Here is a 24,532-nt window from a genome sequence, read left to right on the forward strand (position 1 = left end):
GGCCGAGCGTCCCGGGGCTCGCGCGGTGTCCCGGGACGCTCGGCCGGCATTCTCAGGGCTGTTTCGAGAGTAGAGCTGTTTCGGGGCTACTTGGCGAGGACGTCCTTGGGGACCGGCTTGTCCTCGGCGAGGGCCTTGAACAGGCGCAGGGCCTTCTGGGTGTCCCACTTCACGACCGAGGCGCCGTTGATCGTTGGCAGGGAGCCCACGGGGACGGCCGTGGTGACCGGGTTGCCGCCCATCGCCATGGCAAGGGACAGCAGGTCGAAGGTGCCCGTCCCCGGGTCGACCGCGACCGAGTCCGTCGCGCTCATCGCCAGCGGGATCGACCGGAAGGGGTTGATCAGCACACCGGGGTTGGCGACCTTCTTGACCACGGCCGAGAAGAACTGGCGCTGGCGCTGGGTACGGTCGAAGTCGGGCAGCGCGCCGGTCGCGCGGGTGCGGACGTACCCGAGCGCCGTGCCGCCGTCCATGTCCTGGCACCCCTTCTTCAGGTTGATGCCGGCCTTCTTGTCCTTGATGTTCTGCTTGACGCAGATGTTCACGCCGCCCACCGCGTCCACGATGCCGACGAAACCGCCGAACCCGATCTCCATGTAGTGATCGATGCGGATGTCGGTGACCTTCTCGACCGTCTTGGCCAGCAGCTTGGGCCCGCCGAAGGCGTACGCCGCGTTCAGCTTGTCGCTGCCGTGCCCGTCGATGGGCACGTAGGAGTCGCGGGGAAGGCTGACCAGGGTGGGCTGCCCGTCGCCGCTCGGGATGTGCAGCAGCATCATCGTGTCCGTGCGCTTGCCGACCGCGCTGCCGGTGCGGAGCTTCTTGCGCTGGGCGGCCGTCAGCCCGGCCCGGCTGTCGGAGCCGACCAGCAGCCAGTCCTCACCGGGGGTGGCCGCCGGGCGCCCGTCGTAGTCGGTGAGCGACTCCACCGAGTTGATGCGGGAGTTGATCCAGAAATAGCCCGCCACCACGAGGACGAGCAGCAGCGCGAGCACGATCACCAGGACCCTGACCACGATGCGCCCGGTGCGGCGCGGCGTCCGCGCCCTCGGCGGGCCGCCGTCGTCGTTCCTCGACCGGCCCCCCGCCGACAGCGGCCGTACGGGCGACTCCCCCGACCGCGGCTTGCCGTACACGCGCCCCTTGCTCCGCGAGGAGTCCGGAGGGCCCGCGGGCGGCGCGCCCCCCGGATACACCTCCAGCCGCGTCGCGTCGTCGTCCTCGCCGCCGCGGCCACGGCCACCGGAGCCCTGCGGGAGGCGGTGGGCGGGCTGGCCGGCCGAGTATGGACCTCCGGCCGGAGGGTACGGATCACCGGCCCCGGCGGGCCGCCGCATGGCGCGGGTCGGCCCCTCTCGTGAGCCGCTCTCGTCGGACCCCCCCGCCCGCTCACCAGGCCAATCACCCACGTCGTCGTCCCCGTCCTGTGGCTGGAACAGCTCTGCTTCGAAAGTACGCCGTCGCACGCGTGCGGGACGTCCGTCGCCCAAGGTTTTCTCATGTAAAAGTACGCAGAGTCACACTAAGTCACCAATGTGGCCCCACGGGAAACATTGGCAGGGGCCCGACCGTTAGCGTTACGACGACCTCTAGCGAAAGGACAGTCGTGTCTACTCCCGACCCGTGGAGTACCTGCCCGTGCCTCGGCACGGGACCCATTGAATCGGGGAAGGCAGACCAGTGACGTCAGTTCTCGGTCTGCCGGCCGTACTTCTTCTCACCCTCCTGACCGGATACTTCGTCGCTCAGGAGTTCGCGTTCGTCGCGGCCGACCGGTCCGCGCTCCGGGAGCAGGCCGCGGCGGGGGACGCCGCCGCCGACCGGGCCCTCGAGGTCACCGGCAGGCTCTCGTTCATGCTGTCGGGCGCGCAGCTCGGCATCACGGTGACCACGCTGCTCGTGGGATTCATCACCGAACCCGCGCTCACCCCGCTGATCGCCCCCGGCCTGTCCGCGGTGGGCGTGCCCGAGGCCGCGGTTCCCGGCATCGCCGTGGCGCTCGGGCTGGTCGTCGCCACGGTCGTCCAGATGGTGCTCGGCGAGCTCGTGCCCAAGAACTTCGGGATCGCCCGCCCCGAACCGGTGGCGAAGTGGCTGTCCCGGTCGACGTTGATCTACATGGCCGTCGCCGGCCCGGTGATCCGGCTGTTCGACGCCTCGGCGACCCGGCTGCTGCGCCTCTTCGGCGTCGAACCGGTCGAGGAGATCGAGCACGGCGCCACCCCCGAGGAGCTGTCGCGCATCATCGCCGAGTCCGAGGCGGCCGGCGACCTCTCCGAACGGCTCTCGGACCTGCTGGAGCGCGCCCTCGAGTTCGGCGACCGCACCGCCGAGGACGTCATGGTCCCCCGGCCGCGCGTCGTCTCCCTCCACGCCGACCGTCCCGTCTCCGACCTGCTGAGCGCCCTGAAGACCTCCGGGCACTCCCGCTACCCCGTGCTCGGCGCGGACGGCGACGTCATGGGCGTGGCGGGCCTGCGCGAGCTGCTGCGCGCGGAGCCGGGCGAGGCGCCGATCGAGCGCATCGCCGCCGCTCCCCTCCTGGTCCCCACGACGCTGCCGCTGCCCACGCTGCTGGACCGCATGCGCGCGACCGGCGGCGAGCTGGCGTGCGTCATCGACGAGTACGGCGGCCTCGCGGGCGTCGTCACGATGGAGGACCTGGCCGAGGAGCTCGTCGGCGAGCTGATGGACGAGAACGACCCCGAGGCCGCCGAGGCCGTGGCGCGCGACGACGGCACCTGGGAGGTGCCGGGCACCCTGCGGCTCGACGAGGTGGAGCGGGCGACCGGCCTGCGGCTGCCCGAGAGCGAGGACTACGACACCGTGGCGGGGCTCATCATGGCGCGCCTCGGCCGCCTGGCCGAGCCCGGGGACGAGGTCCCCGTTCCCCTGGTGGCCGAGCGCGACCTCTTCGAGGACGACGAGCCGGCCGCGGCGGGCGTGCTGCTCACCGTCCTCGGAGTCCAGCGCAGGATCCCCGACCGGGTGCGCATCGCGCCCGGGCTCCCCGACGCGGCCGTCGTGGGCGGTGAGACCCGATGAACACCGCCACCGCGCTGCTGCTGGGCGTCGTCCTGCTGATCGGCAACGGCCTGTTCGTCGCCGCCGAGTTCGCCGTGGTGTCCTCCCGGCGTCACCGCCTGGAGGAGGCCGCCGCGGGCGGGCGCCTCGCCAGGGCGGCCGGACGCGCCGCCCTGCGCAACGGCCGCCAGCTCTCGCTCATGCTGGCCGGAGCCCAGCTCGGCATCACGCTGTGCTCCCTGGGCCTGGCCATGGTCACGGAACCGGCGATCGAGCACCTGCTGGAGCCGGTGTTCGGCCTGGTCGGCCTTCCGGAGTCGATGCGGATCGCCGTCGCGTACGTCATCGCGCTGACGATCATCACGTTCCTGCACATGGTCGTGGGCGAGATGGCGCCCAAGTCGTGGGCTCTGACCCACCCCGAGCGGGCCGCCATGGGGCTCGCGCTGCCCTTCCGCGGGTTCACCTGGATCGTCCGGCCGATCCTGGCGGCGCTGAACGGCCTCGCCAACGGTCTGCTGCGCGCGTTCGGCGTCCGTCCCCGCGACGAGCTGGCGACGACGCGCACGCCTCCGCAGCTGGCGATGCTGGTCGGCGAATCGGGGCGGATGGGCCTGCTGGACAGGGCCGAGCACGACCTGCTGACCCGGGCCCTGAAGGTCCAGTCTCAGCCGGTCGAGAAGCTGATGGTGCCGATCGCCGAGGCCACCGCCGTGCCCGCGGGCGCGCCGGAGAACCTCGTCCGCGACGTCGCGGCCGCGAGCGGCCACCTGCGCCTGCTCGTCAACGGCGGCTCGCCCGAGGACGTCCTCGGCGTGCTGCACGTCCGCGACACGCTGACCCACCCCGGCGCGCCACCCGAAGATCTCATGACCTCCGTGCCGCGCCTGAAGCCGTCCACGACGGTCCCCGAGGCCGTGGCCCACCTCCAGGACGCCCGCGCGCACGTGGGCCTCGTCACGGACCCCACCGGCGCCGTAACCGGCTTGGTGAGCCTGACCGACCTGGTGGGCGAACTCCTCGACACCCGCACCCCGGCCACCCCCAGAAAGCGCCCCGCGCCCCGCTGACAGCCGCCCCCGGTGCCCGCCCGCCACGGGCACCGGCCCCGGCTGCAAGCGCCCCGTAAGCGATCTGAAAGCCGCCCCAACTACACATCCGGGTAAAGAAACCGCCGAGAACCTAAAGAATCTCCAAAGAATCGGCCGCCATCCCGGCCGTCCCTCCCAAGCCCACCCGTCCAGGGAAGGCGAGGAGATCCAGGGGAAGGCGACTCGCCCGAAGACGAGAACCACGAAGCGACCAGAACCGAGAAGCGATCGCCCCGATGAAGAAGCCACCAGAACCAGGCCCTCGAAGCCCACAAGCCCAGGCCAGCGACGTGATCGACCAGTGACGAAGGCGAAGTGATCGACCAGTGACGAAGCCGCCAAGGCTTCGAACCCGGCGCAGTGACGTGGGGGTCCGGGGGGTCGCCCCCCGGGTAAACACAAAAGCCCCGGGAAGAAGCCCGAAGGGCTTCGAACACGGGGCCGTTCGTGGGCGAGGAGGGATTTGAACCCTCACATCCTTTCGGACACACGGACCTGAACCGTGCGCGTCTGCCGTTCCGCCACTCGCCCTCTTTGAGTGCGTGGAAAGGCTAGCACGGATCCGTGCATGCCACCGAACCCGGATACGATCCTCCTAGACGATGGAGGAAGGGAGGTACCCGGTGGGAGTCCTTCAGCGCTTCGAGCGCAGGCTCGAAGGCTTGGTTGAGGGGGCCTTTGCGCGGGCGTTCAAATCTGACCTTCAGCCGGTCGAGGTCGCCAGCGCGGTGCAGCGCGAGATGGACGAACGTGCCGCGATCGTGGCGCAGGGCCGCACTCTCGTGCCGAACGACTTCGTGGTGGAGCTTTCGACGACCGACGCCGAGCGGCTGGAGGTGTACGCCGACAGCATCAGCCACGAGCTGGCCAACCTCGCCAGGGAGTACGCCAAGGAGCAGGGGTACTCGTTCGTCGGTCCCGTCCGGGTTCGCTTCGAGACCGCCGACGATCTGGCGGTCGGGCTCTTCCGCATCCGCTCGGGCGTGATCCGCGGCGCGACGGTGGAGCAGGACGAGATCCGGCATCCGGTGAGCGATCTGCCCCCGAGCAAGCCGAGCGCGTTCGGCGGTCGTCCGCGCCTGCTGGTGTCCACTCAGGACGACCCGCAGGGTCAGCGGTCGTACGAGCTGACAACCCCTGTGACGCTCCTCGGGAGGGGCACCGACTGCGATCTGCGGCTGGTGGACCCGGGCGTCTCCAGGCACCACGCCGAGCTCAGGGTCGAGGGTCCGACAGTGGCTCTCGTCGATCTCGGCTCCACGAACGGCACTTTCGTCAACGGCCAGCCGGTTCGCCGGATCGAACTCCAGGACGGCACCCGTGTGACCTTGGGTCGCACAACTCTGGTGTTCCGGCGCGATTAAGGGTAGACAAACGGTCCATGTCCGAGCTCACTCTGCTGCTGATCCGGCTCGCGTTCCTCGCGGTGCTGTGGTTCTTTGTGATTGCCGCGGTGGGAGTGATCCGGACAGACTTGTTCGGATCGCGTGCGACGGCTCCGGCGGCCGTGCGCAAGCCGGCCAAGCCCGCCCGTCAGCCGGCCAAGCCGAAGAAGGGGGAGCCGCGGCAACTGGTCGTAACCGGTGGTCCCCTGCAAGGAACCATCATCAACCTCACGGAGACGCCAATCACTATCGGTCGGGCGAATGACGCCACGCTGGTACTCAGCGACGATTACGCTTCCAGCCGGCACGCCCGGCTGTTCCCCCAGGACGGTCAGTGGATCGTGGAAGACCTCGGCTCGACCAACGGCACCTACCTTGACCGCTCAAAAGTGACCCGCCCGACTCCGGTGCACCTCGGCCAGCCGATCCGCATCGGTAAAACCGTCATCGAATTGCGCAAATGACAATCGCACTCCGCTACGCCGCCCGCTCGGACGTCGGCCTCCTCCGCGAAGGAAACGAGGACTCGGCGTACGCGAGCCCGCGCCTGCTCGCCGTCGCTGACGGCATGGGCGGGCACGCTCACGGTGAGGTGGCCAGTTCGGTCGCCATCACCGCAATGTCGTCCCTCGACCGGGACGCGGCCGGGGCTGACCTGCTCGGTGCCATCGAGGCCGCGGTGCGCGACGCCAATCGCAAACTGCACGAGATGGTGGGTCGCGATCCCAGCTTGAAGGGCATGGGCACCACGCTCACAGCCATGCTGTGGTCGGGCACCCGGGTCGCCCTGGTCCATGTCGGCGATTCCCGCGCCTACCTGCTCAGAAACGGCGAGCTGTACCAGATCACTCATGATCACACCTTGGTGCAGTCGCTGGTGGACGACGGGAGGATCACGCAGGAGGAGGCCGCCAGCCATCCCCAGCGTTCGATCCTGCTGCGGGCCCTCGACGGAAGCGGCGAGGTCGATCCCGACCTGTCGCTGCGCGAGGCGCAGATCAACGACCGCTATCTACTCTGTTCCGACGGCCTGTCCAGCGTCGTCAGCGCCGAGACCCTGCACCACACGCTGACCACGGTCGACGAACCCGACGCCGTGGTCCGCCAGCTCATCGACCTGGCCAATCGGGGAGGCGGTCCCGACAACATCACGTGCATCGTCGCCGATGTCGTCGAGATCGAGGAAGGCCAGGTGGTGGCGGGTGACGCCGCCGTGGTGGGCGCCGCGGGGTCGAGCCGGCTGAGATCCCAGCCACCTGACACTCCGGCGGGGCGGGCGTCCACGATCACCGCCCCGCAGCCCGTGCTCGTGGACGACGACCTGGACGACGAACCCGTGGGCGGCCCGGCGGCGAATGCCGTGGCCGCCCCGCGGCGTGTCAGGCGGCGGCGCATGTGGCCTGCGACGGTGACCGTCCTCGTGCTGCTGGTGGTCCTGCTGGCGGGGGGTGGTTACTACGGCTGGAAGTGGACGCAGGATCAGTACTACGTCGGGGCCCTCGGAGACGAGCTAGTGTTGTTTCGCGGGGTGGGCACCACCATCGGACCGATCCAACTGAACTCCGTCGTCCAGCGCACCGGCCTGTCGGTGTCCTCGATCCCCGAGCCGGAGCGCGACCAGGTGCGGCGTGGTATGCCGGTTGCCGACCTCAAATCGGGGCAGACGAGGATCAACGACTTGAAGGCCAAATCGGGTGGCGACCAGAAGTCCACCCAGCCGACCGCTTCCCCCACCACCACTCCGGAGTCCTCCTAAGTGAGTGCCGTCGACGTCGCGGCCGTCCCCATGACCGCCAAGAGGCGGGGGGCGCAGCTGGTCATGCTCGCCTTCGCCGTGGCGATCGTCATGGTGGCCTACGCAAGCGTCGGGCTGGGCCTGAACGGCCAGGTGCCGGCGGGCATGCTGGGCTACGGCCTCGGTCTGGGCGCGCTGATGCTCGCCGCCTATCTCGTGCTGGCCAAGTTCGCCCCCTGGGCGGACCCGCTGCTGCTTCCGCTGGTCACGCTGGTCAACGGCCTCGGCCTCGTCATGATCTACCGCATCGAGCAGTCCGCCCCGAAGCTCGCCTCCGCGAGCAACCAGCTCTTCTGGACCGCGCTCGGTATCGTCATGTTCTCCCTCACGCTGATCGTGCTGCGCGACCACCGCGCGCTCCAGCGGATGACGTACACCGCCGGCTTCGTGGGCATCGGCCTGCTGATCCTCCCTCTGTTGCCCTTCCTGGGCAAGGAGATCAACGGAGCCCGCATCTGGGTCGGCGTCGGGGGCTTCTCCATCCAGCCGGCGGAGTTCGCCAAGCTGGCGCTGGTCGTCTTCTTCGCGGGATATCTGGTCGCCAAGCGCGACATCCTGGCACTCGCCGGGCGGCGCCTGCTCTTCATCGACCTGCCCCGCGCGCGTGACCTCGGCCCCGTGCTGATCACGTGGGTGTTCAGCGTGGGCGTCCTGGTCCTGGAGAAGGACCTGGGCACCTCGCTGCTGCTGTTCGGCGCTTTCGTCGCGATGCTCTACATCGCGACGCAGCGCACGTCCTGGGTGCTCATCGGCCTGGCTCTGTTCCTCAGTGGCGCGTTCGTGGCCGGTCAGCTGTTCAGCCATGTGAAGGCTCGTTTCGACGTCTGGCTCGACCCGAGCGACCCGGTGCTCTACGAGCGGTTCCCCGGTGGCAGCGCCCAGCTCATGCAGGGCCTGTTCGGCATGGGCTCGGGCGGCATCCTCGGCACCGGCCTCGGCCAGGGCCACCCGAACCTGATCCCGCTCTCCTTCTCGGACTTCATCTTCGCCGCCACCGGTGAGGAGCTCGGGCTGACCGGCCTGATGGCGGTGCTGATGGTGTACGCGCTGATCGTCGAGCGCGGGCTACGCACGGCGATCGCCGCGCGCGACCCGTTCAGCAAGCTGCTCGCGGGCGGCGTCTCGTTCATCCTGGCCTGGCAGGTCTTCATCATCGTCGGCGGCGTGACGAACCTGATCCCGCTGACGGGCCTGGTCACGCCGTTCATGTCCCAAGGCGGGTCGGCCCTGCTGGCTAACTGGATTCTTATCGCGTTGCTGGTACGCATGTCAGATGCCGCGCGCAGGCCGCCGCCGCAAGCCATCCAGGACGAAGGACTGACGCAGGTGTTTCAGCGATGAACGGCACGCTCAAGCGGGCCTCGGTGGCGTGCCTCCTCATGTTCGGCCTGCTGATGATCAACATCAACTACCTGCAGGCGGTGAAGGCCGACGAGCTGCGGACGGACGCCCGCAACCAGCGCACGTTCTACGCCCGCTACCAGAACGAGCGCGGCATGATCACCGCGGGCGGCCAGACGCTCGCGAAGTCGGTGGACGTCGGCGGCACGTTCCGGTTCCAGCGCAAGTACACCAAGGGCGAGGTCTACGCGCCCGTCATCGGCTTCTTCGCCCCCGAGAGCGCGCAGGGCATCGAGGGCGCCGAGAACAAGTACCTCGACGGCACCCACCCCGACCTGTTCGTCCGCCGCACCGTCGACCTCATCACCAGCAAGCCGACCCGCGGCGCGGCCGTCGACCTGACGCTGGTGCCGCAGGCCCAGGAGGTCGCCTACCGCGCCCTGGAGAAGAGCGGCAAGCGCGGCGCGGTCGTGGCGATCGAGCCGAAGACCGGCGCGATCCTCACCCTGGTGTCGGTGCCGAGCTACGACCCGAACACGATGGCGGCCCCGGACAAGTCGAAGGCCGCGCGGGTGTACGACAAGCTCGTCGCGGACCCGAACAAGCCGCTGATCAACCGGGCGATCCAGGACACCTACGCGCCCGGCTCGACCTTCAAGGTGATCACCTCGGCCGCCTACCTCAGCGAGGACGAGTCGCGGGACGTCAACACCACCGTGGACGCGCCGGACGTCCTGCCGCTGCCGGGCACCACGATCGGCCTGCGCAACTATCACGGCGAGTCGTGCGGCGGGCGCGCGACCCTGCTCGACGCGCTGACGATCTCGTGCAACACGGCGTTCGGCACGATGGCCCTGGAGATGGGCTACGACAAGCTGAACGAACAGGCGGCGAAGTTCGGCATCGGCACCCAGCTCGCCATCCCGCTGAGCGTCACCAAGAGCGACATCGGCCCCGACGTGGACAAGCCCGCGCTGGCCCAGACCGCGATCGGCCAGCGGAGCAACCAGATGACGCCGCTGCAGATGGCGATGGTCGCCGCCGGCGTCGCCAACCAGGGCAAGGTCATGAAGCCCTATCTGGTGAACAAGATCGTGAGCCCGGACGGCGACGAGATCGACAGCGCGCGGCAGGAGGAGCTGAGCGAGGCGGTCAGCCCCGACGTCGCCGACAAACTGCGCCAGATGATGGTCAGCGTCGTGCAGAACGGCACCGGAAAGGCCGCCCAGCTCCCGGGCATCACCGTGGCGGGCAAGACGGGCACGGCCGAGACGGCCAAGGGCCAGGCGTCCCACGCGTGGTTCATCGCCTTCGCCCCCGCCGAGGACCCGAAGGTCGCCGTGGCGGTCTTCGTCGAGTCCGGCAGCGCGGGCAACGACGCGACCGGCGGCGCGGTCGCCGCGCCGATCGCGCACGACGTCATGCAGGCGGTGCTCGACAAGTGACGCCGCGGCTGCTGAACGACCGCTACGGGCTGATCGCCCGTATCGCGGCCGGCGGCATGGGCGAGGTGTGGCGCGCCACCGACGTGCTGCTGGCCCGCGAGGTCGCGATCAAGCTGTTGCGCCGGCACGTGGCCGCCGACCCGGAGTTCCGCGAGCGTTTCCGCAACGAGGCCCGCATCACGGCCGGCCTGACCGATCCCGGCATCGCGCAGGTCTTCGACTACGGCGAGCATGACGAGCTGGCCTACCTGGTGATGGAGCTCGTGCCCGGCGAGTCCCTGGCGGCGGTCATCGCCCGCAACGGCACGCTGAGCGCCGAGGTCACGCTGGACGTGATCGGCCAGACGGCCCGTGCGCTGCACACGGCCCACCGGTCGGGGGTCGTCCACCGCGACATCAAGCCGGGCAACCTGCTGGTCACCCACGCCGGGGCGATCAAGATCACCGACTTCGGCATCGCGCGGGCCCTTGAGGGCGCCCGCATGACGATGACCGGCACCGTGCTCGGCACCGCGCAGTACGTCAGCCCGGAGCAGGCGTCGGGCAGCGTGCTCACCGGGTCCACCGACATCTACTCCCTCGGCGTGGTGGCGTACGAGTGCCTGACCGGGCGGCCGCCGTTCACCGGGGGCAACCAGGTGGCGATCGCCCTTCGGCATCTCAACGAGCAGGTGCCGCCGCTGCCGGAGTCCGTGCCGAAGCCCGTGCGCGATCTGGTCATGGCGATGCTGGCGAAGAGCCCCGAGCACCGGCCCGCCGGCGGCCGCGAGCTGGCCGACCGCGTGATGGTGCTGCGCGGCTCGCTCGCCACGCCGGACGTCCCCCAGTTGGGCATGCTGACCGACCCGACCGGCCTCGTGGTGCGCCAGGCGCTCCAGCCCGAGGCCGCGCAGCGGGAGACGGCTCAGCGGGAGGCGGGCCAGGGCGCGATCGTGCCACCATCCGCCCAGCCGCCCGCCCAGCCGTCCACTCCGCCGTACGACGGCCTGTACGAGAGGCCCGGCCCGGACGCCCCGACGCCCACGCGCATCGGCCGCCCGCCGTCCGGCCGCCCCGCGACCCCCCGCCCGGCGACCGCGCCGCACACCCGGCGGCGCAGGCGCAACGCGATCGGGTTGTTCGCCGCGGCCGGCTGCGCCGCGGCGGTGGGCTTCGGCGCGCTGGCGGCGAACGGCTTTCCCCCGCTCGGCCTGGAGAACGGGCCGACCCAGCCGGTCGAGCCGTCCACCGGAGAACCCGCGTACACGCCCTCCCCGGCACGGACGCCCCGGACCTCGCCACCACCGAAACCGGTGAAGTCTGTCAAGCCGTCGGTGTCACGGTCGGCTACGGTAAGCACGTCGGCGATTCCAACCCGGCGGCGGACGCCGAACCCAACTCCGTCTCCTACCCCGACCCCTACTCCGACGCCCACACCGACTCCCTCACCTAGTGAGACGACGACGCCAAGCCCCACTTCATCCGCAAGCACCACAATCACCCCGAACGGGGAGACGTAATGCGGCGCGGGGTCGATGATGGACACCGGCAGCCGCACCGCGGGCCGGTACCCAAGATGAACGGCAAGGGACAGTGCAGGAAATGACTCAGCCTCGGCTACTCGGTGGCCGCTATGAGCTCGACGGCGTCGTCGGCCGCGGCGGCATGGCCGAGGTCTATCGCGCGCGGGACATCCGACTGGACCGAGTTGTCGCGATCAAGACGCTTCGTGCAGATCTGGCGAGAGATCACGTCTTCCAGGCCCGTTTCCGCCGTGAAGCCCAATCGGCGGCGTCCTTGAACCACCCCTCGATCGTCGCGGTGTACGACACCGGCGAGGACACGACCGAGGGCACCCCCGTGCCGTACATCGTCATGGAGTTCGTGGACGGGCGGACGCTGCGCGACCTGCTGCGCCAGGACCGCCGCCTGCTGCCAGAGCGGGCGGTCGAGCTGGTCGACGGCATCCTGCGCGCCCTGGACTACAGCCACCGCGGTGGCATCGTCCACCGCGACATCAAGCCGGCCAACGTCATGATCACGCTCGCCGGCGACGTCAAGGTGATGGACTTCGGCATCGCCCGCGCGATGGCCGACTCGGCGGCCACGATGACGCAGACCGCGCAGGTCATCGGCACCGCCCAGTACCTCTCGCCCGAGCAGGCCAGGGGCGAGCGCGTGGACGCCCGCAGCGACATCTACTCCACGGGCTGCGTCCTGTACGAGCTGCTCACCGGCCAGCCGCCGTTCACGGGCGACTCCCCGGTGGCCATCGCCTACCAGCACGTGCGCGAGGACCCGATCCCGCCGTCGCAGATCGACCCCGACATCCCCCAGTGGGCCGACGCCATCGTGCTGAAGGCCATGGCCAAGGACCCGGCCCACCGCTACCAGAGCGCGGCGGAGATGCGGGCCGACATCCAGCGGGCGATGTCCGGCATGCCGGTCGACGCCGCCCACACGATGGTGGCCGGCAACGCCTACACCGGCCAGCAGACCCGCACGCTGAACGCGCCCGGCGGCCCCGCCACCCAGCGCACCACCGCCGTCCCCCCGTACGAGTACGCCCCCACGCAGGCGGGGGGCGGCGGCCGCTACGAGCGCAGGCGCGGCGGCTCCCGGACGAGCGGGCTGGCCATCGCGGCGTGGATCATCATCCCGCTGCTCGTGATCGGCGCCTTCATCGGCATCGGCTACGCGTTCCTCAGCTCCCCCGGCGAGCCGACGGCGGGCGCCGACGTCCAGGTCCCCGCGGTGGCCGGGCAGACGGCCAAGGGCGCCCGGGCGACGCTGGAGGGCCAGGGCCTGAAGGTCAAGGTCACCGAGGAGTTCAACTCCGACGTCGAGAAGGGCACGGTCATCTCGTCGGAGCCTGCGAGCGGCACCAAGGTGCCGAAGAACACCGAGGTCACGATCCTGGTCTCCAAGGGCGTCAAGCAGGTCACCGTGCCGACACTGGTGGGGCTCACCATCGACGACGCGACCAGGACGCTGGAGGCCAACGGCCTCAAGGCGCAGGTCGTGAGCGTCGTGTCCAGCAAGGCGCAGGACAAGGTGTTCCAGTCGAAGCCGGCCGAGGGTGAGAAGGTCGACGAGAACAGCATCGTCAAGATCTACGTGCCCAAGCAGAAGACCGAGGTCCCCGACGTCACCGGCCAGACCTTGGCCGACGCCCGGTCCACGCTGGAGTCCGAGGGCTTCAAGGTGAAGACGCAGCAGCAGCCGAGCGACAGCGTCCCGAAGGGCAGCGTGATCTCCCAGAGCCCGGGAGCCGGCGTCAAGCTCAACCCCGGCATGACGATCACGCTGGTGGTGTCCTCCGGGCCGCCACAGGAGACGTTCCCCACCGACACGCCGACCGACGAGCCGTTCCCGACCGACCAGCCGACGGACACGCCGACCGAGGACCCGCCCTTCAGCGACCCTCCGCCGGACGGCTTCACCAACTGACGCCGTACTGCACGCTCGTACGCGCCTGAAGGCCTCTTCCCGCCCGGGGAGGGGCCTTCTCGCGTGCAGGGCACCCCAGGACACGTCACGGCTTCGGAGCGGGGGCACAAAAAGAGGATCTCCGCCGCTCGGGGGCGACGGCGGAGACCCTCAACCGGTAAGTCGTTCTGAGGCCCCTCGGCGTTACACGATCTGAGCCAGCCAATTCCGGAAAAGTTCATGGCCGTGTTCGGACAGCACGGACTCGGGGTGGAACTGCACGCCCTCGACCCGCGCGAGCCTGTGGCGCAGCCCCATGACGACCCCGGTCTCGCTGACGGCGCTGACCTCCAGCACGTCCGGCACGGACTCGGGGACGACGGCCAGCGAGTGGTAACGGGTCATGGTGAGCGGCGAGGGCAGCCCCGCGAACACGCCCTTGCCGTCGTGCGAGATGGCGCTGGTGCGCCCGTGCATGAGCTCGGGCGCCCGGGTCACGACGCCTCCGCAGGCGACGGCGATGGCCTGGTGCCCGAGGCAGACGCCGAGCAGGGGCAGGTCGCGGGCGACGCACGACTTCACCAGGGGGATGCTGACACCGGCCGCCTCCGGCGTGCCCGGGCCGGGGCTGACGACCACGCCGTCGAACCCCTCGGCGTCCCGCACCTGGACGTGGTCGCGCGGCCGGACGTCGCAGTCGGCGCCCAGCCCGCGCAGGTACTGGACGATCGTGTGGACGAAGCTGTCATGGTTGTCCACCACGAGGACGCGGGTCATCGCCCTACGGTCACCCTGTCGAGAGGCATATGCGGCTCCAGCATCGGGAACACGACATACCAGAGTACGACCCCCGCCACACCGGTCAGCGCCAGCACCGTCACCAGCTTGACTCCCGTGCCTCCGGGGATGGCCCGCCAGATCCATCCGTACATCGGTCCTCCTCGTCGTCCACCGCCCGGAACGGGGCGCGGGCCTCTACCGGCGGTCCTGCCGGGCCGACAGAACGCCGAATACGATCAGGCGCTGCCGGGCCGAGTACTCCGGGTGGCACGTGGTCAGCGTGATCATCGCCTTGCCGGGCCGGCGGCCGGGGTGGCCGGGCACGGGGGCGATGACCTCGACGTCCGCGGGGTCCACGACCTGTTTGCCGGAGACCCGGTAGGTGTAGCGGGCCTCGGGGGCCTCGACGACGATGGCGTCGCCGCGGCGCAGCTCGTCGATCCGGTTGAAGGGGGCGGCGTAGGTGGTGCGGTGCCCGGAGAGGACGAAGTTGCCGACCTCGCCCGGCGTGGCCGTCCCCGGGTAGTGGCCGGGCCCCCGGCGCAGGTCCTCGGCGGTGACCCCTTCGAGGACCGCGTACTCGTAGTCGCGGCCGAGGCGGGGGATGCGGATGAGCGCCACCGCGTCGCCCAGGTCGATCTTGGACAGCTTGCCGCCCGGCCCGGCGGCGCGGGAGTGCTCCAGGAGCTGCCGCTTGAGGATGCTCTGGTACCACTCGGTGTAGGAGCTGGTGCCCCAGAGCAGGTAGGCACAGAACAGCAGCATGACGAGCCCGCCGGTGACGCTGAGCTCGCCGCAGGTCCGCAGCAGCATCCTCATGCCGTCTCTGGCCGCGTGGCGGCCGGGCCCCCTCTCGGGCGGTCGCCGGGCGTCCCCATGCGCCCTGCGCGGTCAGGGTATCGACGGGCGCGCGTGCGGCGGGGGCGACCGGCGGCGCCTTGACCGGGACTTTGCCCGGCCGGGCCGCGGCCGCGGCCGGATTCGGGCGAAGGCGGACGAAAGCGTGTTCACATCGGAATCGCCGATCGCGCCCGCGCCGACTAGGCTTGCTTCGGACTTCCTACGCCAGCGATTAGGCTGGCTGCCAGAACCCGCGCCGCCTGCGCGGGTCCCCACCAGGAGAGCTGCCGTGCCCAAGTCTCACACTCGCAAGAAGGCGGTCTACACCCCGCCGCAGAAGACACAGCAGGTCAAGGTGAGCCCGCGGTGGCTGGCACCGGTCATGGTCGCCGCATGGATCATCGGCATCCTGTGGATCGCGGTGTTCTACATCGCTCCGACGCTCCCCGGCATCGCCACGCTGGGCAACTGGAACCTTCTGGCGGGCTTCGTCTTCATCATCTTCGGCGTGGTGCTGTCCACCCGCTGGCGTTGATCCCGGCCTGACGAGCGCTCTTCCCGGCCGGGGCGGACTTTTTCCACAGGCTTTATCCACAACCTGGGGAAGCAGCCCGCCCCTCCGGTCAGCCGGTCAGCGAGGTTCCGATCGGTGACAGCGTCACCAGGATCACCGCGTAGAGGGCCAGCATCCCGATGACCGTCGCGAGCTGGACGGCCTTGCGGTTGGCGGCGGGCGCGTACGCGAACAGCGCCGTCGTCACCACTCCCGCGACCAGCCCGCCCAGGTGGCCCTGCCAGCTGATGCCCGGGATCACGAACGTCAGCACCACGTTGATGCCGATGAGCCAGAGCACTCCGCGCGCGTCGTAGCCCATGCGGCGGGCGATCACGAACATCGCGCCGAACAGGCCGTAGATCGCGCCCGAGGCCCCCACGGCCCAGGTGCCGAACAGGTAGATGGCGACGGAGCCGCCGAGCGCCGAGAGCAGATAGACGGCGCTGAACCGCAGGGAGCCGAGCATCCGTTCGAGCTGCGGGCCGATGGCGTACAGCGCCCACATGTTGAACAGGATGTGCCAGTACGACGGCGGCGGCGAGTGCAGGAACGCGCCGGTGAACAGCCGCCACCACTCGCCGGCGGCGACGTAGTCGGCGGACATGGCGAACCGGTTGACGACCTCTTCGGTCCGGAACACCTCGGCGAGGTAGGCCAGCACGTTGATCGCCATGAGCGTCCACGTCACCACCGGGGTGGTGACGGGCCTGCCGCCGAAGGCCGCCTCGGCCCTGCGCACGGTCTTGTTCCCCTCGCGCACGCACTCGGGGCACTGGTAGCCGACCGAGGCCGCGTTCATGCAGTCGGGGCAGATGGACCGGTCGCAGCGCTGGCAGCGCACATAGGTCTCGCGGCCAGGGTGGCGGTAACACGTGGGGATCTCGTCCCCGTCCTGAGGCCCGGGCGGGACAGGCCCCTGAGGCCGGTCCGCCGGATTCGGGTGGTCTGGCTGAGTGGTCATCGCCTGTTCGCGGCCCCTTCGCCCGTGCGCTTACTCCACAGACTGCCACCCTATGCAGCCGGCCGAGCGCCCCACGCCGTCAGACCCGCGGAACCCCGCCGGTTGTCACGGCGGGAGGACCGCCGGAGCGGCCCGCGCGGCGGGGGCCGGGTACGCCCCGGACCCCGCGCTCGCGGCGTGCGCGCCGTCAGGACTGGACGCGCTCGATGACGACCTCCTGCAGGACGACGTCGGTGACCGGCCGCTCCTGCCGGGTGGGGGTCTTGGAGATCGCGTCGACGACGTCCTGCCCCTCGATCACCTCGCCGAAGATGGTGTGCTTGGTGTTCAGGTGCGGCGTCGGCACGACGGTGATGAAGAACTGCGAGCCGTTCGTGCCGCGCCCGAACCGCTTGCCGGCGTTGGCCATGGCCAGCAGGTACGGCCGGTTGAACTGCAGGTCGGGGTGGATCTCGTCGTCGAAGTCGTAGCCCGGCCCGCCGATGCCCTGCCCGAGCGGGTCGCCGCCCTGGATCATGAAGCCCTCGATCACCCGGTGGAAGATCGTCCCGTCGTACAGCCGGTCGTTGGACTTCTGCCCGGTCTCGGGGTGGGTCCATTCCCGGGAGCCCTCGGCGAGCTCGACGAAGTTGCGCACCGTCTTGGGCGCGTGATCAGGGAAGAGGCGGAGCTTGATCTCTCCGAGAGAGGTCCGCAGCTTGGCGATGAGGTTTTCAGCCACGAGAGTACTGCCCCCTTCGATGCCCGTTCTATGGGACACATTTGTCGTGTTTCAAGGTCTCTGGCGCATTGGCCTATCTGGCATCCTCCCACGCCACTTGGATTGAGCCGCTTTCGATCGGGAAGGTGAGCCTGCGGGGCCCCAAGGACAGGGGAGGCAATCGTGTCCCTGAGAATGAAGAAACGCCGTGTCACGATCGTTGTACCGGAGACGCGGATGGGTCGTGTGAAGACCAAGGCCATGCGGACGGCCGACCAGGTCCGCCCGATCGCGAGCACCGCCCGTGAGGTCGCCTCGCACCGCATCGAGGACGCCCGCGTCTGGGCCGCGCCGCGGCTCGACCGCGCGGCGCAGTCGGTGGAAGAGCAGATCGCGCCGAAGGTCAGCGCGTTCCTCACCCAGGCCGCCGAGGTCATCGACCCCTCACCGTCGATCCGGCGCCGTAGCGGCCGGGCGCGCTGGTCCACTGTCGCGCTGCTCGCCGGGTTCGCCGCCTGCGCGGTGGGCATCGTCATCTACCGCAACAACGCCCGCCAGTGGGCCGACTCGATGAAGGACACGTCGGCGGACGCCAGCAGGTGGTCCGGCGAACGGTCGGAAGAGTCGGCCAGAGGGATGGACGAGACAGGTGCGACGGCCGATGAGGCCTCGCGCCGCATGTACTGACCGCACGGCCCCTGGCACGCGCCTCCTGGACGATGATCCGGGGGGCGCGTCGTCGTGTCCGCTGAGCGCGCCTCAGAGCGTCCTGGGCGTGGACGGCCACCGAGGGAAGGGACGACGCGGCGCCGCACCCGGCGTTCCCGGCCGCCCGACCCGGGAGCGCCGGATCATGATTTTTCGGTCTTTATCAGGGCGAAAGCGGACTAGACCCCGCTCCCCTGGGCAGCGGAGGCGCGTGTCCGAGACTGGCAGTTCCGAGCGCGCCGACATGTCCAGCGTGTTCCCCTCGTTCCCGGCCGGCGGCGACACCGGCTCAGCGTCAGGGGACGGCGCGCCTCCAGCCGCTTCCCTCGCCGAACCGCCTCCGCACGACGCCCCCTCGACCGCCGGGCGTCGGCGCGACGGAGACGGCCCCCAGGAGCCCGAGAACCCGTTCGGCCGGCCGGGACGCCCGCTGCGCGGCAATCCCTTCCTGTTCGGCCTCACCGCCGCGCTCGGCGTCCTCACCGCGTGGCTGCTGGTGCAGGCCATCGCCACCGCGGGGTCGGCCCTCGTCCTGATCATCGTGTCGCTGTTCCTCGCCATCGGCCTGAACCCGGCCATCGAGTGGCTCCAGCGCCGGAACCTTTCGCGGCGACTGGCCATCCTGATCGTGTTCGGCGGCGTGATCGCGTTCTTCGTGGTCTTCGGGCTGGCCGTCGTGCCGCCGCTGACCGAGCAGACCACCGGCTTCGTCCAGCACCTGCCCGAGTACGTCCAGCAGTTGCAGAACCACCCGCTGATCCGCTCGGTCGACGAGCGCTACCAGGTCCTGGAGAAGCTCCAGCAGTATGTCACCAGCGGCAACCTGGCGAGCCAGATGTTCGGCGGCCTGCTCGGCGTGGCCAGCGTCGTGATCAGCGCCCTGTTCAGCGGCCTCACCGTCCTGGTGCTGACCCTGTACTTCCTCGGCTCCCTGAACTCCATCAAGGAGACCGGCTACCGGCTCGTCCCGCGCTCCCGGCGCACCCGCGTGCGGCTGCTCGGCGACGAGATCATCAAGCAGATCGGCGGCTACGTCGCGGGAAACCTGATCATCTCGCTCATCGCCGGCGTGGTGACCTACATCTTCCTGTCCGTGATGGGCGTGCCGTACGCGCTGCCGCTCGCGATCTTCGTGGCCGTGACCGACCTCATCCCCATGGTGGGCGCGGTCCTCGGCGCGGCGGTCGCCTCGGGGGTCGGGTTCCTGACGTCCGTGCAGGCCGGCATCGCCTGCGTGATCTTCTTCGTCATCTACCAGCAGATCGAGAACTACCTGATCTCGCCGCCGGTGTTCAAGTCCTCGGTCGCCGTCCCGCCGGTCGCCACGATCATCGGCGCCCTGCTCGGCGGAGCGCTGCTCGGCATCGTCGGCGCGCTGCTCGGAATCCCCCTGGCCGCGGCGGTCCTGCTGCTGGTCAGGGAGGTCGTCTTTCCCCGCCAGGAACGCCTGTGACCGCGGGGGGCGGACCGCTCGTGCGCACGCCTCCCGGCCGCCGGAACGGCCCCGGCCACGCGGTTGCTCCATGAGAAACCCCCGGACGGCGGGCTTCAGGGCCGTCCGGGGGTCAATCGGGTAAGAGACGCGGGGGCGCCACGCCCACGGGATCGCCGATCTCGCGGGGGCGCCCGGGTAAGCGGCGGCTCGCGGGCCACCGGCACGCGGGGTCCGCGCACGGCCGTCCGGAAAAGGCCCGTCCGTGAAGCGGCCGCCCGTGAAGGGGTAATGACGCTACTTGCGGCCGCGGGCCGACGGGCCCGTCCACGTGTAAGGGCCGGCGGACCGGCGTCCGGGCTCGCGCTGCACGTCCGGACGTTCCGCGGCCCTCGCGGCGCGGCGCCTGCGCGTGAACCACCACCCGGCACCGAGGACGACCAGCCCGAACGGTGTACGGGCAAGCCAGCGGGTGACCAGGAGTCGAAGAATCTTTTTCATGGCTCCTCCTCGTTCCGCCCCCCTCTACCCTCACGACGGGCCGCCATTCCGCCGCGGGGACGCCCGGCCGGGCGGTCGCGTGGCCGCCGGCGGGGCGGAACGGGGTCACAGCTTCCACCTCTGGTTGGCGCCGCGGTTGCAGTCCCACAGGTGGACGCGGGCGCCGTTGCTGCCCACGCTCTTCAGATCGGCGTCGAGGCAGCGGCCGTTGGCGAGGTTGCGGATCGTGTGGCCGGAGCGGTCGTACTTCCACTGCTGGTTGACCCGGCCGTCGCAGTCCCACAACTGGACGCGGGTGCCGTTAACACCGAGGTTGCCGCGGTCGGCGTCCAGGCACCGCCCGTTGGACAGGCTGCGGATCGTGTGGGACGCCGGGTCGTACGTCCACGCCTGGTTCGCCCAGCCGTTGCAGTCCCACAGCTGGATGCGCGTGCCGTTGGAGCCGATGCGCCCGAGGTCGGCGTCCAGGCACCGGTCGTCGGCCCGGTTGTGGATCGGCCGGGCCCCCGCGGGAGGGCCACCCGCCGGCGCGGGTCCCGCCGAGGGGGCGACCGTCCCGGCGTCCGCCGACGCCTCGGCCGGAGCGCCGGCCAGGGCCGCCCAGCCCAGCGCCGCCGCGACCACGCCGGTAGCGGCGGTGATGTTCCGTCGCATGCTGCCTCGTCTCCCTTCTCATGGGCGGGTGACGCGGAGGCGGCGTCCACGGACGGACGCCGCGCTGACCGCACACCTTCCGGGCCGCGACCAGGGCGCCCCGGTCACACCGTCCATTTCTGGTTGGCCCACCCGTTGCAGTCCCAGAGCTGGACCCGCGTGCCGTTGGAGCCGATGCGGCCGAGGTCGGCGTCGAGGCACCGCCCGTTGTAGAGGCTGTAGATCGTGCGGCTGACGGCGTCGTAGATCCACTTCTGGTTGCTCCAGCCGTTGCAGTCCCAGAGCTGGACCTTGGTGCCGTTGTCACTGATCGTGTTCAGGTCGGCGTCCAGGCAGCGGCCGTTGTACTGGCTGCGGATGGTGTGCGATTTGACGTCGTACGTCCATTTCTGGTTGGTGAAGCCGTTGCAGTTCCAGAGATGGACCTTCGTGCCGTTGTGCGCGATGGTGTTGAGGTCGGCGTCCAGGCACCGTGAGCTGGCGCCGCTGCGAATCGGCCCGGTCTTCGCCTCGGCGGCGGCCCCGGCCGTCGACCCGGCGACGACGGCCGCGCATCCGAACACCGCGATGAGCCCGCGGGCCGCTCGGGTGATGTTCCTTCGCATCGCGTCTGGTTCTCCTCTTCACGCACGCGTCAGCTACTCTCCGTAGTTGAACTTACACGCGAGGTGATCGATTCGAGCCGGACGACACGACGGCGGGTGATCAGGAACCGGCGCGGACGACGCCGCGCCGGCGACCTGGCGAACGTGACTGCGGGACGCGCCCGGGCGCGTCACATGTTGATCATGTGGCCGGCGAGGCCGTGGACGGCCTCCTTGACCGCCTCTCCCAGCGTGGGGTGGGCGTGGACGTTGCGCGCCACCTCGTTGACGGTGAGGTCCCACTGCTGGGCCAGGGTCAGCTCGGGCAGCAGCTCGGTGACCTCGGGCCCGATGAGGTGGGCGCCGAGCAGTTCGCCGTACTGCGCGTCGCTGAGGATCTTGACGAAGCCGTTGGCGTCGCCCAGGCCGTGCGCCTTGGCGTTGGCCGTGAAGGGGAACTTCGCGACCTTGACGTCGAAGCCCTTCTCCCGCGCCTGGGCCTCGGTGTAGCCGAAGCTCGCGATCTGCGGCTGGCAGTACGTCGCCCGGGGGATCATCACGTACTCGAGCTCCATGGTCTCGGCGCCCCCGATCGTCTCGGCGGCGATGATGCCCATGGCCTCGGCCGCGTGCGCCAGCATGAGCTTGGCGGTGACGTCGCCGATGGCGAAGATGTGCGGCACGCTCGTGCGGCACAGGCCGTCCACGTCGATGGCGCCGCGGTCGGTCAGGCGCACGCCGGTCTTCTCCAGGCCGTAGCCGTCGACGCGCGGCTGGAAGCCGATGGCCTGCAGCACCTTGTCGGCCTCCAGCGTCTGCCGCTGGTCGCCGCGGGACACCGTCACGCGGACCTTGTCGCCGGACTCGTCGATGCCCTCCACCCGGGTCGAGGTCATGACCTCGATGCCGAGCCGCTTGTAACGCTTGGCCAGCTCGGCCGAGACCTCCGCGTCCTCCAGGGGGACGAGGCGGTCGAGGAACTCCACGATCGTCACCTTCACGCCGTAGGCGCTCAGGACGTAGGCGAACTCCACGCCGATGGCGCCCGCGCCCGCGATGATGATGCTCTCGGGGAGCGCGTCGGTGAGGATCTGCTCCTCGTACGTCACGACCCGGTCGCTGAGGGAGGTGCCCGGCAGGAGCTTGGTGGTGGCCCCCGTCGCGATGATGCAGTTGTCGAAGGTCACCGTCTCGGTGCCGCCGCCGTTCACGGCCACCTGGAGGGTGTTCGGGTCGGTGAACGTGCCCCGGCCGTCGTACTCCGTGATGCCGTTCTTCTTCATGAGGTAGTGGACGCCCTTGACCCGGCCGTCGGCGACCTTGCGGCTGCGCTTGAACGCCTCGGCGTAGTCGAAGGTCACCTGGCCGTCCACACGGATGCCGAACGTCCTGGCCTCGTGGGTGAACAGGTGGGCCAGTTCGGCGTTGCGCAGCAGCGCCTTGGAGGGGATGCACCCCACGTTGAGGCACACGCCGCCCCAGTAGCGTTCCTCTACTATCGCCGTGCTGAGCCCGAGCTGTGCGGCCCGGATCGCGGCGACGTACCCGCCCGGACCGGCCCCGACGACAACGACGTCATAATGAGCAGTCATGCTCCGGACCATATGGCTTCCGGACGGGTGCCGCCCAACCGGGGTGCGCGGCGCCCCCGGCCGTCCACCGGCCCGCCGCGGGCGGAACCTGTCGGGCGAAGCACCCGTTCAGTACGCAACGGACACAGCCCCCGAAAAACGGCTTAATCTCCATTAAAGCCCGGCTTTGACATCAGATCCCGGCTTTCCCCCTTCTCTCTCTTTCTTCCTCAAATGCTGCGGAACCCCGACGCGTCGAGCAGTTGGCCCGTTGCGCGCATATGCCCCCGATCCCCGCGAGACCGCACCGCGCCTTTCGCCACCTGCCTCCGGAAAGGCCTGTGGCGTCGGCCTTTTCGCCGGGGCGTACGCGCGCCGCGCCTCGTTACCAGGTACATCGGCGTACGGGACGATCAAGACGATCATGTCGGCGGAAGTCGGGAAATTTCGAACCGAAGGCCACAACAAGAGCTTAAGCACATAGCAAAAGTAGTAGTTATTCGTTTGTCGCTCGTCTCGCCCGGAAAAAAGACAACTGTGAAGACCTACGCAGTCATCACAGCATTCACGGCTATCTGCGTGGATGCCATCGCAAGGGAACCGATGTCGTCCCAGGGGGATACGCAATGCCCAAGCTCAAGAGATTCGTGAGCACGCTCACGATCGGCGCCGCACTCACCACCGGCATGGTCGGCCTGGGCGCCGTGGCCACGACCACCGGCGCCGACGCGGCGACCGTCATGAGCCTGCCCAGCGGAGGCGACTACAGGGACTACGCACGCAACCGCAACCGCGCCTACAACCGCAACTGGAGCCCGAGCCGGGCCTGGGCCCGCAACTGGAACCGCTCGCTGGCCCGCAGCTGGGCGCGGAACTGGGCCCGCCACTTCAACCGCAGCCACAGCCGCAGCCACAACACCAACCGTCAGGCCCAGACCGTCAACATCCGGCTCATCTTCCCCAACTCCATGGGGGGACCGGTGACGGCCACGTCCAACTCCGATTCCCTCTCCCGCACCCGCACGCCGAAGGCCTGAGCACGGCCACCCTGTTCCCGCGCCGCCATGTCCGCCTCGTCCGTGTGGGCGGCGCCCGGCATGGCGACGCGGGGAACACGGGCACCGGCCCTCGTCACGGGCGGTTTCCGCTGGATTGCCGAGCCGGGTTTGTCGGTGGCCTCTGGCAAGCTCGGGGCATGGCCGAGATTCCCGCCGAGAACTACTCCCCGTCCTGGGGTGGCGATCTTCGTACCCCACTGCCGCTCACCGGCGACGAGCGCGAGACCCTGACCAGTTCTCTCGACTGGCACCGCCGCACGTTCGAGCTCAAGTGCGCCGGCGTCCCGGCCGAACGCCTGTCCGAGAAGGCCGTCCCGCCGTCCGGGCTGAGCCTGCACGGCCTCCTCCGCCACCTCACGGGCGTCGAGCGCTGGTGGTTCCGCATCCAGTTCGCCGGCGAGGAGGTCCCGCTTCTCTACTACTCCGACGACGACCCGAACCAGGACTTCGACTCCCTGGACGGCGATCCCGCCGAGGCGTTCGAGCTCTGGCGGGCGGAGTGCCGACGCTCCCGCGAGATCGTGGCCGCGGCGCCCTCCCTCGACGCGACCGGTGTGCGCAAGTCCACCGGCGAGCCGATCTCGCTGCGCCGCATCCTGGTGAACATGCTCGCCGAGTACGCCCGTCACAACGGCCACGCCGACCTGCTGCGCGAACGCATCGACGGCGCCACCGGTTACTGACCCCCTATACGG

At 69.9% G+C, this 24,532-nt stretch carries 24 protein-coding genes and 1 tRNA gene; 14 read left to right on the forward strand and 11 right to left on the reverse strand.

Annotated features, from left to right (window positions below):
- Positions 1–86: 86 nt before the first annotated feature.
- The gene (locus tag DQ384_RS22135) at positions 87–1,340 is read right to left on the reverse strand and encodes an LCP family protein (RefSeq protein ID WP_114030768.1); all 1,254 of its coding nucleotides are present in this window, start codon (positions 1,338–1,340) and stop codon (positions 87–89) included.
- 343 nt (positions 1,341–1,683) lie between these two features.
- Between DQ384_RS22135 and DQ384_RS22140 the strand changes: the two genes are divergently transcribed.
- Together DQ384_RS22140 and DQ384_RS22145 are read left to right on the forward strand one after the other, a co-directional pair.
- Positions 1,684–3,048 carry a hemolysin family protein gene (locus DQ384_RS22140; RefSeq protein WP_114030769.1) on the forward strand — a complete coding sequence of 455 codons (1,365 nt, stop codon included), beginning with the start codon at positions 1,684–1,686 and terminating at the stop codon, positions 3,046–3,048.
- Positions 3,045–4,097 carry a hemolysin family protein gene (locus DQ384_RS22145; protein WP_114030770.1) on the forward strand — a complete coding sequence of 351 codons (1,053 nt, stop codon included), beginning with the start codon at positions 3,045–3,047 and terminating at the stop codon, positions 4,095–4,097. The genes DQ384_RS22140 and DQ384_RS22145 overlap by 4 nt, the downstream gene beginning before the upstream one ends.
- Positions 4,098–4,566: 469 nt before the next feature.
- On the opposite strand, the gene DQ384_RS22150 is transcribed toward DQ384_RS22145, so the two are convergent.
- Positions 4,567–4,649: transfer RNA gene (locus DQ384_RS22150), tRNA-Leu, on the reverse strand.
- A 92-nt stretch (positions 4,650–4,741) separates the two neighbouring features.
- On the opposite strand from DQ384_RS22150, the gene DQ384_RS22155 reads away from it, so the two are divergent.
- The 7 genes from DQ384_RS22155 to pknB all read left to right on the forward strand — a co-directional run bounded on the left by DQ384_RS22155 (position 4,742) and on the right by pknB (position 13,513).
- Entirely contained in the window at positions 4,742–5,482 is a 741-nt protein-coding gene (locus tag DQ384_RS22155) for an FHA domain-containing protein (protein WP_114030853.1), read from the forward strand.
- 17 nt (positions 5,483–5,499) lie between these two features.
- Positions 5,500–5,967 (forward strand): FHA domain-containing protein FhaB/FipA, encoded by a 468-nt coding sequence (locus tag DQ384_RS22160; RefSeq protein WP_114030771.1) that lies wholly within the window; start codon positions 5,500–5,502, stop codon positions 5,965–5,967.
- Positions 5,964–7,259 carry a Stp1/IreP family PP2C-type Ser/Thr phosphatase gene (locus DQ384_RS22165; RefSeq protein WP_114030772.1) on the forward strand — a complete coding sequence of 432 codons (1,296 nt, stop codon included), beginning with the start codon at positions 5,964–5,966 and terminating at the stop codon, positions 7,257–7,259. The genes DQ384_RS22160 and DQ384_RS22165 overlap by 4 nt, the downstream gene beginning before the upstream one ends.
- Before the next feature lie 30 nt (positions 7,260–7,289).
- Complete coding sequence (locus tag DQ384_RS22170; protein WP_114030854.1) at positions 7,290–8,639, forward strand: FtsW/RodA/SpoVE family cell cycle protein; 1,350 nt, start codon at positions 7,290–7,292, stop codon at positions 8,637–8,639.
- Complete coding sequence (locus DQ384_RS22175; protein ID WP_114030773.1) at positions 8,636–10,084, forward strand: peptidoglycan D,D-transpeptidase FtsI family protein; 1,449 nt, start codon at positions 8,636–8,638, stop codon at positions 10,082–10,084. Before DQ384_RS22170 ends, DQ384_RS22175 begins: the two co-directional genes overlap by 4 nt.
- Complete coding sequence (locus tag DQ384_RS22180; RefSeq protein WP_245966685.1) at positions 10,081–11,583, forward strand: serine/threonine-protein kinase; 1,503 nt, start codon at positions 10,081–10,083, stop codon at positions 11,581–11,583. Before DQ384_RS22175 ends, DQ384_RS22180 begins: the two co-directional genes overlap by 4 nt.
- A gap of 82 nt (positions 11,584–11,665) precedes the next feature.
- The gene (gene pknB, locus DQ384_RS22185) at positions 11,666–13,513 is read left to right on the forward strand and encodes a Stk1 family PASTA domain-containing Ser/Thr kinase (RefSeq protein WP_114030774.1); all 1,848 of its coding nucleotides are present in this window, start codon (positions 11,666–11,668) and stop codon (positions 13,511–13,513) included.
- Positions 13,514–13,696: 183 nt separating this feature from the next.
- Here pknB and DQ384_RS22190 read toward each other — a convergent pair whose 3' ends face one another.
- From DQ384_RS22190 to DQ384_RS22195, 3 genes are read right to left on the reverse strand one after another with little or no spacing between them, the layout of a single operon-like run.
- Positions 13,697–14,269 carry an anthranilate synthase component II gene (locus DQ384_RS22190; protein WP_114030775.1) on the reverse strand — a complete coding sequence of 191 codons (573 nt, stop codon included), beginning with the start codon at positions 14,267–14,269 and terminating at the stop codon, positions 13,697–13,699.
- Positions 14,266–14,424: a hypothetical protein gene (locus DQ384_RS41410; protein WP_181871337.1), complete on the reverse strand. Its 159-nt coding sequence runs from the start codon at positions 14,422–14,424 to the stop codon at positions 14,266–14,268. The genes DQ384_RS22190 and DQ384_RS41410 overlap by 4 nt, the downstream gene beginning before the upstream one ends.
- Positions 14,425–14,467: 43 nt before the next feature.
- Positions 14,468–15,091, reverse strand: a complete 624-nt coding sequence (locus tag DQ384_RS22195) for a class E sortase (RefSeq protein WP_114030776.1) — start codon at positions 15,089–15,091, stop codon at positions 14,468–14,470.
- 310 nt (positions 15,092–15,401) lie between these two features.
- Here DQ384_RS22195 and DQ384_RS22200 point away from each other — a divergent pair, with 310 nt between their 5' ends.
- Positions 15,402–15,647: a cell division protein CrgA gene (locus DQ384_RS22200; protein ID WP_114030777.1), complete on the forward strand. Its 246-nt coding sequence runs from the start codon at positions 15,402–15,404 to the stop codon at positions 15,645–15,647.
- Between the two features lie 88 nt (positions 15,648–15,735).
- Here the strand turns inward: DQ384_RS22200 and DQ384_RS22205 are convergent, their stop codons facing one another.
- Both DQ384_RS22205 and DQ384_RS22210 read right to left on the reverse strand, forming a co-directional pair.
- On the reverse strand, positions 15,736–16,467 hold the full coding sequence (locus DQ384_RS22205; protein WP_245966686.1) for a rhomboid family intramembrane serine protease: 732 nt from the start codon (positions 16,465–16,467) through the stop codon (positions 15,736–15,738).
- A gap of 349 nt (positions 16,468–16,816) precedes the next feature.
- Positions 16,817–17,350 carry a peptidylprolyl isomerase gene (locus DQ384_RS22210; RefSeq protein ID WP_114030779.1) on the reverse strand — a complete coding sequence of 178 codons (534 nt, stop codon included), beginning with the start codon at positions 17,348–17,350 and terminating at the stop codon, positions 16,817–16,819.
- Positions 17,351–17,566: 216 nt separating this feature from the next.
- On the opposite strand from DQ384_RS22210, the gene DQ384_RS22215 reads away from it, so the two are divergent.
- Positions 17,567–18,016: a hypothetical protein gene (locus DQ384_RS22215; protein WP_147268865.1), complete on the forward strand. Its 450-nt coding sequence runs from the start codon at positions 17,567–17,569 to the stop codon at positions 18,014–18,016.
- 232 nt (positions 18,017–18,248) lie between these two features.
- Positions 18,249–19,490: an AI-2E family transporter gene (locus DQ384_RS22220; protein ID WP_245966687.1), complete on the forward strand. Its 1,242-nt coding sequence runs from the start codon at positions 18,249–18,251 to the stop codon at positions 19,488–19,490.
- A 276-nt stretch (positions 19,491–19,766) separates the two neighbouring features.
- Here the strand turns inward: DQ384_RS22220 and DQ384_RS40505 are convergent, their stop codons facing one another.
- From DQ384_RS40505 to lpdA, 4 genes are all read right to left on the reverse strand, one after another.
- Positions 19,767–19,970, reverse strand: a complete 204-nt coding sequence (locus DQ384_RS40505) for a DUF6203 family protein (protein WP_147268866.1) — start codon at positions 19,968–19,970, stop codon at positions 19,767–19,769.
- Between the two features lie 105 nt (positions 19,971–20,075).
- The gene (locus DQ384_RS22225) at positions 20,076–20,624 is read right to left on the reverse strand and encodes an RICIN domain-containing protein (protein WP_114030782.1); all 549 of its coding nucleotides are present in this window, start codon (positions 20,622–20,624) and stop codon (positions 20,076–20,078) included.
- Positions 20,625–20,728: 104 nt separating this feature from the next.
- Positions 20,729–21,229, reverse strand: a complete 501-nt coding sequence (locus DQ384_RS22230; RefSeq protein WP_114030783.1) for an RICIN domain-containing protein — start codon at positions 21,227–21,229, stop codon at positions 20,729–20,731.
- Positions 21,230–21,399: 170 nt separating this feature from the next.
- Positions 21,400–22,800: a dihydrolipoyl dehydrogenase gene (gene lpdA / locus DQ384_RS22235; RefSeq protein ID WP_114030856.1), complete on the reverse strand. Its 1,401-nt coding sequence runs from the start codon at positions 22,798–22,800 to the stop codon at positions 21,400–21,402.
- Positions 22,801–23,405: 605 nt separating this feature from the next.
- Here lpdA and DQ384_RS22240 point away from each other — a divergent pair.
- Both DQ384_RS22240 and DQ384_RS22245 read left to right on the forward strand, forming a co-directional pair.
- Positions 23,406–23,816 (forward strand): hypothetical protein, encoded by a 411-nt coding sequence (locus DQ384_RS22240; protein WP_114030784.1) that lies wholly within the window; start codon positions 23,406–23,408, stop codon positions 23,814–23,816.
- Positions 23,817–23,974: 158 nt separating this feature from the next.
- Positions 23,975–24,520, forward strand: coding sequence for a DinB family protein (locus tag DQ384_RS22245; protein ID WP_114030785.1), 546 nt, complete (start codon positions 23,975–23,977; stop codon positions 24,518–24,520).
- Positions 24,521–24,532: the final 12 nt, after the last annotated feature.

The sequence above is a fragment of the Sphaerisporangium album genome, assembly GCF_003323745.1.
In the GTDB taxonomy this organism is placed as follows: Bacteria; Actinomycetota; Actinomycetes; order Streptosporangiales; family Streptosporangiaceae; genus Sphaerisporangium; species Sphaerisporangium album.